This is a genomic window from Blautia obeum ATCC 29174 (assembly GCF_025147765.1).
GTDB classification, from domain to species: Bacteria; Bacillota; Clostridia; order Lachnospirales; family Lachnospiraceae; genus Blautia_A; species Blautia_A obeum.
Map to the genome: position 1 here is coordinate 1,178,774 of NZ_CP102265.1, position 16,391 is coordinate 1,195,164.

Annotated in this window: 7 protein-coding genes; all 7 read left to right on the top strand. The window is 40.3% G+C overall.

The window, feature by feature from the left end; genetic code table 11:
• Position 1: 1 nt before the first annotated feature.
• Genes NQ503_RS05655 through NQ503_RS05685 form a run of 7 tightly spaced genes read left to right on the top strand, consistent with a single transcriptional unit; the run spans position 2 to position 16,357 of the window.
• Positions 2-430: a PrgI family protein gene (locus tag NQ503_RS05655; protein ID WP_005426563.1), complete on the top strand. Its 429-nt coding sequence runs from the start codon at positions 2-4 to the stop codon at positions 428-430.
• Positions 431-485: 55 nt separating this feature from the next.
• Entirely contained in the window at positions 486-2,867 is a 2,382-nt protein-coding gene (locus tag NQ503_RS05660) for a VirB4-like conjugal transfer ATPase, CD1110 family (protein ID WP_005426561.1), read from the top strand.
• A gap of 27 nt (positions 2,868-2,894) precedes the next feature.
• Entirely contained in the window at positions 2,895-5,735 is a 2,841-nt protein-coding gene (locus tag NQ503_RS05665) for a CD1108 family mobile element protein (protein WP_049940438.1), read from the top strand.
• Positions 5,736-5,747: 12 nt separating this feature from the next.
• Complete coding sequence (locus NQ503_RS05670; protein WP_021652602.1) at positions 5,748-5,996, top strand: DUF4315 family protein; 249 nt, start codon at positions 5,748-5,750, stop codon at positions 5,994-5,996.
• A complete protein-coding gene (locus tag NQ503_RS05675; protein WP_005426557.1) occupies positions 5,980-7,479 on the top strand; it encodes a CD1107 family mobile element protein in 1,500 nt (499 codons plus the stop codon). The genes NQ503_RS05670 and NQ503_RS05675 overlap by 17 nt, the downstream gene beginning before the upstream one ends.
• A 48-nt stretch (positions 7,480-7,527) precedes the next feature.
• The gene (locus tag NQ503_RS05680) at positions 7,528-9,630 is read left to right on the top strand and encodes a DNA topoisomerase 3 (protein WP_044925917.1); all 2,103 of its coding nucleotides are present in this window, start codon (positions 7,528-7,530) and stop codon (positions 9,628-9,630) included.
• Entirely contained in the window at positions 9,620-16,357 is a 6,738-nt protein-coding gene (locus NQ503_RS05685) for a SpaA isopeptide-forming pilin-related protein (protein ID WP_005426555.1), read from the top strand. Before NQ503_RS05680 ends, NQ503_RS05685 begins: the two co-directional genes overlap by 11 nt.
• Positions 16,358-16,391 lie beyond the last annotated feature (34 nt).

Genomic DNA, 16,391 nt, shown 5'->3' on the forward strand with positions numbered 1-16,391 from the left:
TATGGCATATGTTCCAGTGCCGAAAGATTTTTCAAAAATAAAGACAAAATTAGCACTGAATTTAACTAAAAGACAAATTATATGTTTTTCTCTGGCAGGAATTTGTGGTGTTCCGGTCTATTTGCTGACAAAAGCAGGACTGGGAACAGATGTGGCAGCAACGCTTATGATCATAGTGATGCTGCCATTTTTCTTTTTTGCAATGTATGAAAAGGATGGATTTCCAGCAGAGAAAATATTGCTTCACATTATCCGGCAGAAATTTTTAAGACCTGGAATCAGGGTCTATCGTTCCCAAAACTTATATGACCGGATTATAGAGTACGATAAATTAGAGAAAGAGGGTGCATGGCTTGAGAAAAAGGCAAAAGAAGCCAGGGAAGCGAGAAATCCGTTCCATTTCCTTAAAAAAGCAGACCGAAAAAAATAAGAAACAGAAAACCGGACTTACGAAAGAAGAAAAAAAGCGTCTGAAAGAACTTCGGATGATAAAAGCGGAGAATCAGAAGAAGAGGAAGCCTTTTACAGCGCAGGATACGATTCCATATAAGGAAATATATAAGGATGGTATCAGCAGGACAGATGATAACTATTATTCAAAGATGGTGCAGTTCTACGATATAAATTACCAGTTAGCGCAGAATGATGATAAAGCGGCTATTTTTGAGAACTATTGTGAGTTCCTGAATTCATTTGACAGCTCTGTTGAGGTACAAATTACATTTCTTAATCAACAGGTGAATTTTGATGAGTATGCAAAAAATATTGATATTCCAGAGCAGGATGACTGTTTCAATGATATTCGGAAAGAATATTCGGATATGTTGAAAATGCAGCTTTCCAAAGGAAATAATGGGCTTGTAAAAACAAAATATATTACATTTTCCATTAAGGCGGATAATCTGCGAAATGCAAAATCCAGGCTGGAGAGAATTGAAGCCAGTGTGTTGAATAATTTTAAGGTGATGGGAGCCATGGCAGAGCCTTTAAATGGGGTAGAACGTCTGAAAATTCTGCATGATGTGATGAATATGGACACAAAAGAATCTTTCCATTTCCATTATGGGATGGTTGCAAAAACAGGTCTGCAGACAAAAGACTTTATTGCACCTACCGGATTTGATTTTCGCAATGACAGCTATTTTCGGATGGGACAGACTTTTGGATGCGTGTCATATTTACAGATTACATCACCAGAACTTACGGATAAACTGCTGGCAGATCTGCTGGATCTGGAAGAGAATCTTATCATCAATATGCACCTGCGTCCAATTGATCCCAAGGCAGCTATTAAAAGCCTGAAAAGTACGCTGTCAAATATTCAGAAAATGAAAATTGAAGAACAGAAGAAAGCGGTCAGAAGCGGATATGATATGGATATTATTCCAACGGACATTTCTACATACGGAGAGGATGTGGAGGGATTGCTCAATGAAATCCAGTCCAGGAATGAGAAACTTTTTGAACTTACTTTTTTGCTGATGAATACAGCGGACAATAAGAGAAAACTGGACAATATTGTGTATCAGACTGCAGGAATCGCCCAGAAATATAATTGCAATATACGGAGACTTCAATATCAGCAGGAACAGGGACTTGTGGCATCACTACCACTGGGAATGAACCAGACTGGAATACAGAGAATTATGACTACGACTTCTACAGCAATCTTTGTTCCGTTTACCACACAGGAACTTTTCCAAGGCGGTGAAGCTCTTTACTATGGCTTAAATGCACTGTCAAACAATCTCATTATGGTGGATCGGAAACGATTGAAAACACCTAACGGCCTGATTTTGGGTACTCCTGGTTCCGGTAAGAGTTTTGCAACGAAAAGAGAAATTCTCAATGTTTTCCTGATTACAGACGATGACATTATTATCTGTGACCCGGAGGGAGAATATTTTCCGCTGGTAAATGCCTTAAATGGTGAAGTTATTAAAATCAGTGCAAAAAGTAATGATTACATCAATCCTATGGAAGTGAACCTGGATGTTATTTATCATCCGGAGAAATACAGGATTAATGGCGATGTGGAGGATATTGATACCATTATTGCTGATAAAGCAGAGTTTATCACATCTTTCTGCGAGGTCATTATGAAGAAACCTCAAAATGCAGAATTAAATGGTGATGAGGTTTCCATGATTGACCTGTGTGTAAAAGACATTTATAAAAAATATCTTTACAATGATCCAAAACCGGAAAATATGCCGACTCTGCAGGATTTCTATGAACGTCTGAACTTTTATGCACCAGATAAACCAGCAGCACAGAACATTGCCAACAGTCTGCAGTTGTATGTAACAGGATCGCAGAATGTATTTAACCATCGAAGTAATGTCGATACGCAGAACAGAGTGGTATGCTTTGATATCCGGGAACTTGGAACCACACTACGAAAAGCAGGGATGTTGATTGTCCAGCATATGGTTTGGACAAGAGTATCACAGAACCGCAGTCGCAGGAAATCAACCCGTTATTATGTGGATGAATTTCACCTTTTGCTGAACCAGCCACAGACTGCTAATTATTCTATTGAAATGTGGAAGAGATTTCGTAAGTGGGGTGGAATCATTACAGGAATCAGTCAGAATGTAACAGATTTTCTTGGCTCTCTGGCAGTAGAAAGTATTGTGGGAAACAGTGATTTTATCCTGATGTTAAATCAGCACAGCGGGGATCAGAAGATCCTTGCGGAGAAATTGAATATTTCCAAGCATCAGATTTCTTTTGTAAATAACAGTAATGCAGGAGAAGGGCTGCTTTTTTACGGAAATGTAATCATACCTTTTGCAGACAGATATCCGCAGGATACCAGAACCTATGCTTTGATGAGTACTAAACCGGATGAGATTCAGACTTAACGGACAAAAAAGCAGAGGTGAGGTACATTGGGAAAACAAAAATATACGGCGAAAGAGAAGAAAGTCAGCCGTATGACCAGAAATGGTCTGGTTGAGGAAAATCTTGCAACAAAGGAGACCAGAAAAGTTACAAACAGCGATCAGGAGTTGCCTTATAAACAGAAGGATGTAGAACAGGCATTTATTACTTCTGAAAAGAAGAAAAACTCTCATAAAAAAGCTGAAAAGAAACAATTTTCCGAAAAAGTTCAGGAGGGAAATCCTGCCAAAAAAGAAGAGGCTGCAAACAGTCCTCCGGGAAAACGAAAAACACAGGGACGGTACAGATATCGGGACAAGCCTGCAGGTGTATCTGTGGATTCAGCGGTAGAAATACGTGAGCGCAAAGAAAAACACAGGAGCCAGTATCAGCGACAGAAAAAGAAACAGCAGAGACTGCAGTTTGGAAAACTGGAGACAGATGGAAGTCTGAAGAAAGAAAAGAAAACTTCGGCTGAAACAGATGGAGGACATTTTCAGGCAGAGAAGAATGATGTTTCTACAAACCGAAAAAAAGGAAAGCAGAAATATAGCCGAAAAACAATAAAAACTTATCAGGAAGTGGATAAGGCTGCAAGAAAACAGGAAGCTGAGAGGCAGAACAAAATTCCGAAAGATTCTGTTTATACCAAGAAAACAAATGAGGAACAGAAAGCAAAGGTAAAGTACCATTTATATTTCGACAAAAAAACAGGGAAAACGGATGGTAAAAAGAAAACCTTGTCTTCTGTTCCAAAGAAAGCATTAAAAAATGCAGTATATCAGAAAGCAGGCGAAGACGAAGAGGAAAACAGTGCTGTAGATGCAGCACATAAGCTGGTGCGTTCAGGTGAGTGGATATTACAGGAACATAGCAGTAGAAATATCCGGAAGAACCGCAGTCAGATACATAAAGAAAACCGTTTAGAGCAAAGAGCCTGGAAGAGTGCATCCAGGTATCAATATCAGAAATATCTGGAAGAACATCCAGAGATGCAGAAAAAGCTGATCAGAAAATTAATACAGAAGCAGAGGATTAAGCGAGAGTATCAGATGGCATACCGGGCTGGGAAGATTGCAAAAGAAACAAAAGACACCTCAATCCGGTCAGTAAATCTTGCTACTAAAATTGCAAGAAAGGCACAGGAAGTATTTGTAAGAAATGTAACTACTCTGATCTCAATGGGGTTGTTATTGATTTTGCTTCTTTCCGTAATGACAGGATTTGCTTCCTGTTCGGCTATGTTTTCTAATGGAATTTCTACGGTAATCGCTTCCAGTTACATTGCGGATCCGGACGAAATTGAAAAAGCAGAGTTGTATTATACGCAGTTGGAAGCCAGTCTTCAACAGAAAATAAACCAGATGGAAGCCCGGTATCCAGGAAAAGATGAATACAGATATAACATTGGTGAAATCGGCCATGATCCCCATACATTGATCAGTTATCTGACTGCCAGGTATGGGGATTTTAAGTTTGATGAGATAAAAGGAGAACTGGAAACAATTTTTTCTTTACAGTACGGAATCACCGTAGAGGAAAAAAGTGAAACCCGGCAGGAAACATCTACAATACAGGTAGGGCAGTCATTGGGAAATGTTGTGACCAGTGGATACTGTAACTGTCCTATCTGCTGTGGCGTGTGGAGTGGAGGACCAACTGCTTCAGGGGCAATGCCACAGGCTAATCATACGCTTGCGGTTGATGCTGCAAACCCATTTCTTCCAATGGGGACGAAAGTAGTGATGAATGGGATTGAGTACACCGTAGAAGATACTGGAAACTTTGCCCAGTATGGTGTCCAGTTTGATGTTTATTATGATAATCACGCAGTAGCTGAGGCACATGGTCATCAGACCTGGGAATGTTTTCTGGCAGAGGGCAATCAGAACTCTGTGGAAGTTACCCGTACAGTAACTGCAGATGTACTGAATGTTTCTGTTCAGGCAAAACCGCTTAGAAGTGTTATTCTGTCCAGAATGGAAGAGGATGAGCAGGAAATTTATGAAGAGGTCTATTCCAACAGAGGAAATTTACAGACATATAAAACTCCGGTTGAGTTAAACTGGTATGCCTATATCAGTACCTATTATGGGTATTCTGTAAACAATGGAACCGGGCAGACACAACTTCACAGAGGTGTGACGGTTAATGTACGACAGGGGACAGAAGTGAAGTCAGCGATGAATGGTTTTGTTGTAGATGTAGGATATAGCGGAACTTTTGGAAATTATGTAGTTACGCAGGATAAAAAAGGTGTGCAGATTAAATACGCTTATCTGCAGAGCATTTCGGTAGCAAATGGTCAGGAAGTAACAACAGATACTGTAATTGGTACAACGGGAAGTACAGGAAGTGCAACCGGAAGCCAGTTATATTTGGAACTGGTCAAAGATGGGGAATATTATAATCCTGTTTTTTATATCAGTACCGGAGATAGCGGGCTGTATGGTGGAGGCGGCAGTTATGATGATGAGACTGTGCGGAGATTATTTGCGGAAGCAGACAAATATCTTGGTATGCCGTATGTATGGGGCGGTTCCAGCCCGGAGACTTCTTTTGACTGTTCTGGTTTTGTAAGCTATGTGTTTACCAATTCGGGTGTCTGCAATATGGGAAGACTTACTGCACAGGGAATTTATGACATTTGTATGCCTGTATCACCAGAAGAAGCAAGGCCAGGAGATATTATCTTTTTCACTGGGACGTATGATGCGGGAGAGCCGGTTACCCACGTAGGAATTTATGCCGGAGATGGACAGATGATCCATTGTGGAAATCCAATTCAGTATACGTCCATTAATTCTGCATACTGGCAGTCTCATTTTTATGCTTTTGGCAGGCCATAAGGAGGGGCGTATTTGAACATTGAACGAATAAAAGAAGAACTTGCAAGAACCTACGTTAAGATTGAAAAGCTACAGAAAAAAGCAAGGGATCTGGAAGAACAGAAGAAACAGGCAGAGGATATGGAGTATCTGAAAATTATCCGAAGCAATGGAGTTTCCGCAGAGGAACTTCAGTTGATGATTGATATCAGCAAGGAGGAACAAAAAAAGATATTGGAAACCAGAGAAAAGGAGCAGACAGAAAATGAAGAAATTTCATAAAAGAGCAGCTGTATTTTTAACCGCAGCTACGTTAGCAGGACTTCCGGCAGGAGCTTTCTTTTATAGTTCGCCCGGAAGTCTGACTGTATGGGCAGATAATGTAGAAGTGGAATCATCAGAAGAAAGCAGCCCGGAAGATGTTGATTTTTCAGATGGATCAGAAGTTGAAATTCATGCAGATCCAGTGGAACAGGCACAGGAAGATGCAGGAAATGATGTGACGGAAACACCAGAAGTAGGGATTACCTTTACAGAACCCGAAGGCTGGCAGACAGATACGGCAACCGTAAAAATTCAAGTGGAAGATACAAAGAATACAGGTGCTTTTTCTATTGCAAAAGTAGAAGCAAGACTTTCAGAAAATGGAGGATGGTCAGACATAACCGGAAATATGGAAGTATCCATCTCTTCTAATTGTAGTGTTTATGTGAGAGTTACCGATCAGAATGGAAATACTTATGAGCAGAATCGTTACATAGAGTGTTTTGATAAAACCAAACCAACTATTATTGCGGCTGCGAAGAATGGGATACTGATCGTGCAGGGAGTTGATGCGGAATCGGGAATTGCTGCTTTGTATGTCAATGGAAATGAATTCACAGAACTGACGAATAATACGTTAAATGTCCGTTTGCAAAAAGCGGATACTTCCTATGAATACTTTACCCTGCAGGCAAAAGACAAAGCAGGAAATATGTCAGAGATCTATAAAGTAGGAAACCCTTATTATGAAAATCCAGATGCAGTAAAAGAGAATACAGAGGTTTCCGGAACGGAGCAGAATGCAGCTTCTTTGCCAGCCGATGGAACTGCAAGTAAGCCCACCAGTGCTACGGCAACCGTAACGGAACATCAGACAACGAACGAGACTGCTACTGCACCAACAGAACCAGAAAACACAGGAAATGAAACGGATACAGAAGCAGATACCGGACGGGTGCAGGGAGAAAGTTCTGCTTCCGGCATGACAACAGGAACAGTTCAGGACAAAGGGGGAAAGGAATTTTATACGATCAAGACAAAAAGTGATAAGGTTTTTTATCTGATTGTAGATAAGGATAAAACGGATGAAAATGTTTATCTTCTTACAGAGGTAGGCGAAAATGATCTTTTGAACTTTACGGATACCAACATGGTCACACTTCCACAGAACCAGGCTATTGCAGAATCCGCACTGCCACTTGAAACAGAGAAGATCACAGAGACACCGGAACCAGAAGTTACGATCATACCGGAAGAAAAGGAAGAACCTGAGAAGAAAAGCAATAATTCCGGCACGATTTTATTAATGCTGCTGGTTCTGGCAGGAGTTTGTGGTGCTTACTATTATTGGAAATTTATGAAAGGAAGAAATACTTCTTTTGATTATGAAGAGGACGAGGACGACGATGAGGAGGAAGAAGATACAATTCGTGAGGATGATGAAGAATTAGAAGAATATGAAATGGAAGGTGAAGTAGAAGACGAAGAATCAGAGGAATAACTTTGTTTCACTTAATTACAGCGACAGGTGCAGAAAGGAGATTGAAAATTGCAGCTTGTAATTGCGGAAAAACCCAGCGTAGCCAGAAACATTGCGAAGGTGCTTCATGCCACAAACGTAAAAGATGGCTACCTGGAAGGAAAAGAATATCTGGTTTCCTGGTGTATTGGGCATTTGATTGAACTGGCTAGTGCGGATCAGTACCGGGATGACTGGAAAGCATGGAGATATGAGACACTTCCTATGATCCCGGAGAATTGGAAATATCAGATCAAAGAAAGTACCAAAGGGCAGTTTCGGATTTTAAAGGAATTGCTTCACAGAGCAGATGTCACAGAAATTATATGTGCAACAGATGCAGGAAGAGAAGGGGAGTTGATTTTCCGTCTGGTATATAACCAGGCAGAATGTAAACTTCCCTTTAAAAGACTGTGGATTTCTTCCATGGAGGAAAAAGCAATTCTGGAAGGATTTCAGCAGCTGAAAGATGGACATGAATATGATGATCTTTATTATTCTGCAGTGGCGCGAAGTGAAGCAGACTGGCTGGTAGGAATTAATGCCACCAGACTGTTTACGGTACTGTATCACCATCGGTTGATTGTAGGTCGGGTGCAGACACCTACACTTGCAATGCTGGTGGAACGGGAAAAGAGCATCGAGAACTTCCAGAAAGAGAAGTATTATCTGGTTCATCTTCTGATGGATGGATTGGATGCTGTAAGCAGCCGGATAAAAGAGAAAAGTGCTGCCGTTCAGATGATGGAGGATATGAAGGATGAAACTGCACAGATTCTTTCAGTAAAGAAAGAGAAGAAAAAGGTACAGCCGCCGAAATTATATGATCTGACCACATTACAGAGGGAAGCAAATCGTCTTCTTGGATTTACGGCACAGCAAACCTTGGACTATACCCAAAGCCTTTATGAGAAGAAACTGGTGACGTATCCAAGGACGGATAGCCAATATCTTACAGATGATATGGAAGAAAATGCTCTTCTGGTTGTCGGGGCAGTAAATAGTATGTTTCCTGAAATGTCAATAAAGGGTTCAGAACCAGATATAAAGAGACTTTTGAACAGTAAAAAGGTATCAGATCATCATGCAATTATACCAACGGTAGAAATTACAAACATGGATTTAAAAGCACTTCCGGGTGGAGAAAAGGAAATTCTCATGCTGATTGCATCAAAGTTATTATGTGCATCGGAACAGGAATACATATATGAGAGTATTAAGACTGAAATTTCCTGTCATGGAGAACTGTTTACTGCATCTGGAAAGAATGTTCTCCAATATGGATGGAAAGAAGTGGAAGAACGGTTCTTTAAATCATATGGGAAAAATGCAGAAAAGCCAGAAGAGGAGGAAAGTGATTTTCCAGATATAAAAATAGGACAGGTATTTGAATGTGTTGTTGTAAAATTTAGTGAACATTTTACAGCACCGCCGAAACATTATACGGAGGATACGCTCCTTAGTGCCATGGAACACGCTGGAAGCTCGGATACGATAGAAGACGCAGAGAGAAAAGGGCTTGGAACTCCGGCTACCAGGGCAGCGATTATTGAAAAACTGATTGAGAAAGGCTTTATTGAGCGTAAAAAGAAGCAGATATTACCTACAGCAGATGGAAGAAATCTGATCAGGATTCTTCCGGAAATGATCAAATCACCAAAACTTACAGCAGAATGGGAAAATGATCTGACACTGATTTCCAGAGGCCAGAAAAATGTAGAAGAATTTCTCTTCGAAATTGAAAAAATGGTTACCAAATTGGTAAGTGATAATGGACAGCCAGTGGAAGAATACCAGAAACTATTTTCAGATGGTCGGAAAGAAATTGGAAAATGCCCAAGATGCGACAATAAGGTTTATGTGGGAAAGAGAAATTATTATTGTTCAGGAAGTGATTGCAGTTTTACTTTATGGAAAAATAACCGATTTTTTGAGAGTCAAGGAAAAACACTTGATGAAGCAACTGTCAGGAAGCTGCTGAGTGAGAAGCAGGTGCATTTCAAAGATCTGGTATCAGAGAAAACAAAAAGGAAGTATGAAGCAACTATAAAGATGGAGGTTTCAGAAACCGGAAATCCAAAGTTTCAGTTGATTTTCCCGGAACGGAAGAAAGGAAAAAAGAATGAAGAATAAAAAAAATATGAGAAGATTTTTGTCGGGATTCTTGGCAATGCTTACAGTGTTATCTACAATGCTATCTCCAATACTGTCCTATGCGGCAGATGTAGTGCCAGTGCCAGAAGAGCCACCGTTATACGAAGCGGTAAAAAATGAACTTGATGCAGATGAGGTGGTAAAAGCAAAAGATCTGGAACTGGAAACAGGCAGTATTTTTGAAGTGGAGAAAGATTTTACCGGACTGGAAATACCAGATGAAAAAAAGGTGAAGATCACTTTCCATGAGGCAAAAAATGAGGAAAAGCAGGACTTTACAACAGATTACGAAGATACATACAAAGCTGTTTATTATGTAGAGCCAGTAAGTGGCCACCCAATTTATCAGATCAATCGTAAGCTGATTGTAAAGGAAGCGGTGGTGCAGGTTGCTGAATCTGAGAATCAGGAATCTGTAAGCAACCAGGAAGATGAGAATGAAGCAGAAGGCGAGGAACCAGCCATAGGCACTGCAGAGAGTGAAGAACCTGTGCAGGATGAGGTAAATGTAGAAATTCCGTCAGAGGATGAAATCTATGAAGAAGTAACTCCGACAGAAATTCCGGTTGAGGAAGAGCCAATAGATACACCAATCCCGGAAAACCCGTCTGAGGAAGTTTCAACAGAAGAACCTGCCATAGATGATAATCCGGATACAGACAGCACATTTGAAGAAATTACAGATACAGATCCGGAAGAAATGCCAGAGGCGACAGACGACTCTTTTACAGATGGAACAGAGAAAACAGAAGATGCAGATGGAAATTATCAGGTAAATATTGTTCGTGGAGAGGAATTTCATATTGAGCTGAACCATGAAGATGGACAGTATCAGCCAGGAGAAACCGTTGTTTTTTCCGGAGATATGCCGCAAGGCAGCTTAATTGCAGTAGGAACAACAAAAGTACAGGCAAACCAGACAGAGAATACAGAAGATTTATTGTATTCTGAGGTGACTTATCACGAAGAATCGGATAAATTCAGTTTTGAAATGCCAGCAGATGACATTGATCTAAGTGTTTCCATGGATCAGGCAGAAAACGGTATCATGTTACTTGCAACCGATACTCCATGGGATGATGCAACAAATATTGAAGCAAATAAATATTACTATTATTCAGATGGCCAGCTTCATCCGTTTGATACAGTTATGGGACAGGGTGGAAATGACAGCTACAAATATGTTCGTTACAAAGCAGGCGGAAAGACTTATACAGTAAATGCGTATTGTATGCAGCACTCCATGCAGTCACCTCCAAGTGGGACAACATATAAAAATATGGTTGAACTGGATGAAGGCGGAGATGATAAATATTTGAGAAAAGCCTTATTCTATGGATATGGCGGTCCAGGATGGGGACATACATTCAATGGATATAATGTAAAATCCATTATGGAAAAATATGGATGCAGTTCTGAGACAAGAGCCATGCAGCATTACCTGGTTGACTATTTATATGATGGCGAATCCGGATTTGGAGGTGCGCTTTCTACAACCGCTAAAAATATGCTGAAAGAGATTAAAGCAGCTCTTGCTAAAATGCCTGATCCGACAGCAATGAAACTTCTTCCAGGACTTTCCGTTAATGCAACGGGAAAGGAAACTGAAAGTTTTACCTGGAAGGCAAATGAAGCATTTACCATTACCATTCATCTGGAGAACGGAGTAAGCCTTGTTAATGAAACCACAGGAAAAACGGCATCTGGAAATGTCACTGTAAAGGGTGGAGAGAAATTCCATCTTGTAGCTACAACAGCCAATATGGGCAGTCTGAAAGGAAAGTATGCGATCACTTCCAATTTTCCCCTGGATTTCCATGCAATGCTTTTAAAACTGGAGAGTTCACAGGACATTGGTTTTGGCTACTATACAGATTCCTCTGACCTGCAGATTACAGTTGACTGGCCGGAAGAAGCAGTTATTGAAATTACAAAGAAAGATGGAGATACTGGAAAAAATCTAGCTGGAGCCGTGTATGGGGTATATAGTGATAACGCCTGCACAAAGCTGATTGTTAAGATGCCGCCAACAGACAGCAATGGTTCTTCACGTGTAACTCTTACCAAGACACAGGATACTGTTTACTTAAAAGAGATTACAGCACCGGAAGGTTATGTTGTCCAGGCTTCTTCGTATGGAGTGAAATTAGTAGTTGGCAGTACAACCAAACAGACTGTAACGGACAAAGAGCAGAAAGGAAATCTGACCGTTTATAAAGAGGGAGAAGTTTTTGTAGGAGCTGTATCTGATGAAAATGGAACTTCATTCCAGTACGAGAAACGCCGTCAGAAAGGAGCCGTTTATAACGTATATGCTGCCGAGGATATTGTAACAGCAGGTGGAAAAACAGTTTACAAAAAAGGCGCAGAAGTAGCGAAAAATCTGATCACAGGTGAGGACGGTTCTGTAACGGTAAAGAATCTTCCGCTTGGAAGCTATAATGTAACAGAAGCACAGGCCCCGGAAAATTTTTATAATGCAAAAGAAACAAAAAAAGTAACCATTTCTTATGCAGGGCAGACTGCAGAAGCGGCTTTCTCAGAGACTACCTTTACAAATGACCGTCAGAAAGCAGTGGTGCAGGTGATAAAGAAAGACAAAGATACTGAAAATACACTATCCGGAGGGCATTTTGCTCTGTTTGCAGCGCAGGATATGAAAACTGTGGATGGAAAAGTAGCAGTAAAAAAAGATGCTCTGATTGAGACTGCAATTACTGGTACTGATGGAAAAGCAGCATTTAAAGCAGATCTTCCAGTGGGATTTTCTTATTATGTAAAAGAAGTCCAGGCTCCGGCTGGTTATGTCAGAAATGAGAAAGATACTTATTCTTTCCAATTCAGTTATACCAATGATGAACAGGCAAAAATTTCTTTCAGTCATACTTTTGTGAATGACAGGGTCAGTGCTGCAATCTCTTTGAATAAAAAAGATGCCGAGACAAAAGAAAATAAGGCACAGGGAGATGCTTCCCTGGAAAATGCGGTGTATGGACTTTATGCAAGAAACGACATTACCCATCCAGATGGAAAGACAGGCGTTATTTATAAAGCCGGAAGCCAGATTGGTACGCTAACTACCGATAAAGAAGGAAAAGCAAGGATAGAGAATCTTTATCTTGGAGAGTATTACATCAAGGAAATTACCCCATCCGTAGGATATCTGGCAGACGAGCATGAATATGATCTTGTATGCAGTGATGAAGGTGATCTGACAGCGGTTGTAGAAAAAGAGTGTACCTCACTGGAAACGGTGAAGAAACAGCCGTTTGAACTTATTAAAGCTGCCAATAATGGAGACACAGATGCTGCATTACTATCCGGAGCTGGATTTAGTGCATATTTGGTATCTTCTTTGGTGGTAAAAGAGGATGGAAATTATGATTTTTCCTCTGCAGAGCCGGTTGTGATCGGTGAAAATGGAGCAACAGAAATTTTTACAAATGAGAAAGGTTATGTAAAATCCATTGCAATTCCATATGGAACATATCTGGTGAGAGAAACTACAACACCCCATAATTACAAACCTGTAGATGATTTTATTGTCCGGATTACAGAGAATAAACCAACAGAGCCGCAGACATGGAGAGTTCTTTTGGACAAAGAATTTTCTGCAAAACTGAAAATCATCAAACAGGATGATGAGACTAAAAAATCAGTTTTAATTCCGGGAACAGAGTTTAAAATTTATGATATGGATCATGAAAAATATGTAGAGCAGGTAACTACATACCCGACAACTGTTACACATACCTCATATTTCACAGATATAGATGGATATCTGATACTGCCTCAGAATTTAAAAATTGGTCATTATAGAATCGAAGAGGTAACAGCACCGGACGGTTATACCATTAACAAAAATTATGTCGAAATACAGGTGGATACCAATACCCTGTATCAGACGGATCCGGTTTCAGGTGATGCGGTCATTGAAGTGGTATATGAGGACCATTCGGTGAAAGGAAAACTCACTGTACAGAAAAAAGGAGAGGTTCTTTCGACCTATAAGAATGATTTTAGGTATGAAGTTCAAAACCTTTCCGGTGCAGTATATGAAGTATATGCTGCAGAGGATATCTATACAGCAGATTTCCAGAAAGATGATACAGGAAAAAGAATCCTGAAATATGCAAAGGGTGAAAAAGTTGCAGAACTGACAACGGATGAATCCGGAAAAGCAGAGCTTGATAATCTGCCTCTAGGAGAATACAAAGTTGTAGAAAAGACTGCACCGGAGGGATTTGTATTAAATGAAGAAGAACAGAAGATTTCTTTCGTCTATGCAGACCAGAATACACCAGTGATCTCACAGAGTGCAGAGTTTATAAATGACCGCCAGAAAGTAGAAGTGTCAGTTGTGAAAAAAGATGCTGAAAATGAGAAAGGGCTTTCTGGAGCAGAGTTTGGTCTTTACGCAAAAGAGGATATAAAAGCAGGGGATAAGGTACTGGTAAAAGCAGACGAACTGCTTACAAAAGCGGTAACAGGTGAAGATGGAAAAACTGTTTTTGAGCAGGATCTGCCATTTGGAACTTATTATATAAAAGAACTGGCAGCACCAGATGGTTTTGTATCTTCAGATGAGCAGATTGAGGTGACTGCGAAATATCAGGGACAGGAAGTAAAAACAGTAAAACTGGAAACCGTTTTTAAGAATGAGCCGACAACAACTGAATTTACGAAATCAGATATTACAACAGGTGTGGAACTTGACGGAGCAACACTGACGGTTTTGGATTCAGACGGAAAAGAAGTAGAAAAATGGACTTCTGTAAAAGGAAAAGCTCATGTAATAAAAAGACTCCATGTGGGAAAAACCTACACACTTCGGGAAGAGTTTGCACCATATGGTTATCTGCAGGCGGAGGAAGTGAAATTTACAGTTTCTGATACTGCAGATGTTCAAAAAGTAGAAATGAAGGATGCTGTTCCGGTTGGACGAATCATCATCAATAAAAAAGGTGAATTTGTCAAGGAAGTTACCTGGAAAGATATGCTGGCAGGCGGCATGGACGCAGCATTTGGCTATGTTACAGGTTCTTTGAAAGATGTTACTTTTGAAATTTATGCAGCGGAGGATATCAAGGCTGCAGATGGGGAAAGCAGTGATTATTATAAAAAGGACGAATTGGTAGCAACAATTACGACAGATGCTCTTGGATATGCAAGATCAGAAGATCTTCCTTTAGGCAAATATTATGTAAAGGAAAAAGAGACGGCGGATGGATATGTTCTGGATGGAGAAATCAGAGAGGTTGATCTGACTTATCGTGATCAGAATACTCCGGTTGTGACTTATGATGAGGACTGGCAGAATAACCGCCAAAAAGCAAAAGTAACTGTAGTTAAGAAAGAAAAAAATACAGACCGTGTTCTGGAAGGCGGAGTATTTGCACTTTATACAAAGAATGATATTTTAAATGCAGAAGGCGAAGTAATCCTGAAAGCAGATACCATGATCGAGCAGAAAGCTACGGATCAGGATGGAAGGATTGTATTTACGGCAGATCTTCCAATCAATGGCAACTACTATGTAAAAGAAGTGCAGGCTCCTGCTGGATTTGTGACAACAGAAGAAATCAAGGAATTTGATTTTGCTTATGCGGGAGAAGAGGTTGCAGAAGTATCCTTTGAGTTCACTTATGAAGATGAGCCAACTACTTTTGAAATCACAAAATCAGATATTACAACCGGGGAAGAATTACCAGGTGCAAAACTGAAAGTATCCGATTCAGAGGGAAACGTTGTGGATGAGTGGACTTCCGGAAGCACACCACACATCATTAAGGAACTGGAAGTTGGAAAGAAATATACATTAACAGAGACAATTCCTGCTGATGGTTATGCAACTGCAGAATCCATTACGTTTGTAGTAGAAAATACTGCAGATATACAGAAAGTAGAAATGCAGGATGATACAACAAAAATTCTGATCAGTAAAGTTGATATGACAGATGGAAGCAGCGAGGTCAAAGGTGCTAAACTGTATATTCTTAATGAAAACCAGGAAGTTATGGAAAGCTGGACATCTGGTGATCAGCCCCATTATGTAGAGAAACTTTCAGTCGGCACTTATACGTTGTTGGAGGAAACAGCACCGAAAGGCTATATTGTGGCAAATAAAGTGACATTTGAGGTTAAGGACACCGGAGATGTTCAGGGAGCCAAAATGGAAGATGAACAGGCAATGGGCAAGGTAATCTTAAATAAAACGGATAAAGATACCAAGAAGCCAATGAAAGGTGTAGAATTTGCCCTTTGTGACAGCAAAGGTAAAGTTCTGGAAACTCTGGTAACAGACAGTGCTGGTCATGCAGAATCAAAGAATTATCCGATTGCGACTTTTAAGAATGGGCAGTATAAAAAAGCAATCACATATATCCTGAAAGAAACAAAAACACTGGATGGCTATCAGCTTGATGAAACCGAGCATAAGATTCAGTTTGAATATGTCAATGACCGTACTCCTGTGATTGAATATACTCTGGATCTGACAAATAAGAAAGCTCCGGAAAAAGACACTCCGGAAACATCAGAAAACCAGGGAGTCAGCACTCCTGGTTCCCATGGTTCTGATGCGGCTTCTGTATCCAATTCACCAAAAACAGGAGATAATACAAATATTGCTATTTTTGTGCTGGCACTTGCAGTATCAGCAGGATGTCTGGGAACTGTAGTGACAGTTAAGAGAAAACGCAAATGATAATATAAATAGTGTTCTGGGGCTGTGGTTACTG

What these genes read in the sequence shown, in the direction of transcription:
- NQ503_RS05655 (WP_005426563.1), top strand. Translation starts at nt 2, where the DNA reads ATGGCATATGTTCCAGTGCCGAAAGATTTTTCAAAAATAAAGACAAAA.
- NQ503_RS05660 (WP_005426561.1), top strand. Translation starts at nt 486, where the DNA reads ATGATAAAAGCGGAGAATCAGAAGAAGAGGAAGCCTTTTACAGCGCAG.
- NQ503_RS05675 (WP_005426557.1), top strand. Translation starts at nt 5,980, where the DNA reads ATGAAGAAATTTCATAAAAGAGCAGCTGTATTTTTAACCGCAGCTACG.
- NQ503_RS05685 (WP_005426555.1), top strand. Translation starts at nt 9,620, where the DNA reads ATGAAGAATAAAAAAAATATGAGAAGATTTTTGTCGGGATTCTTGGCA.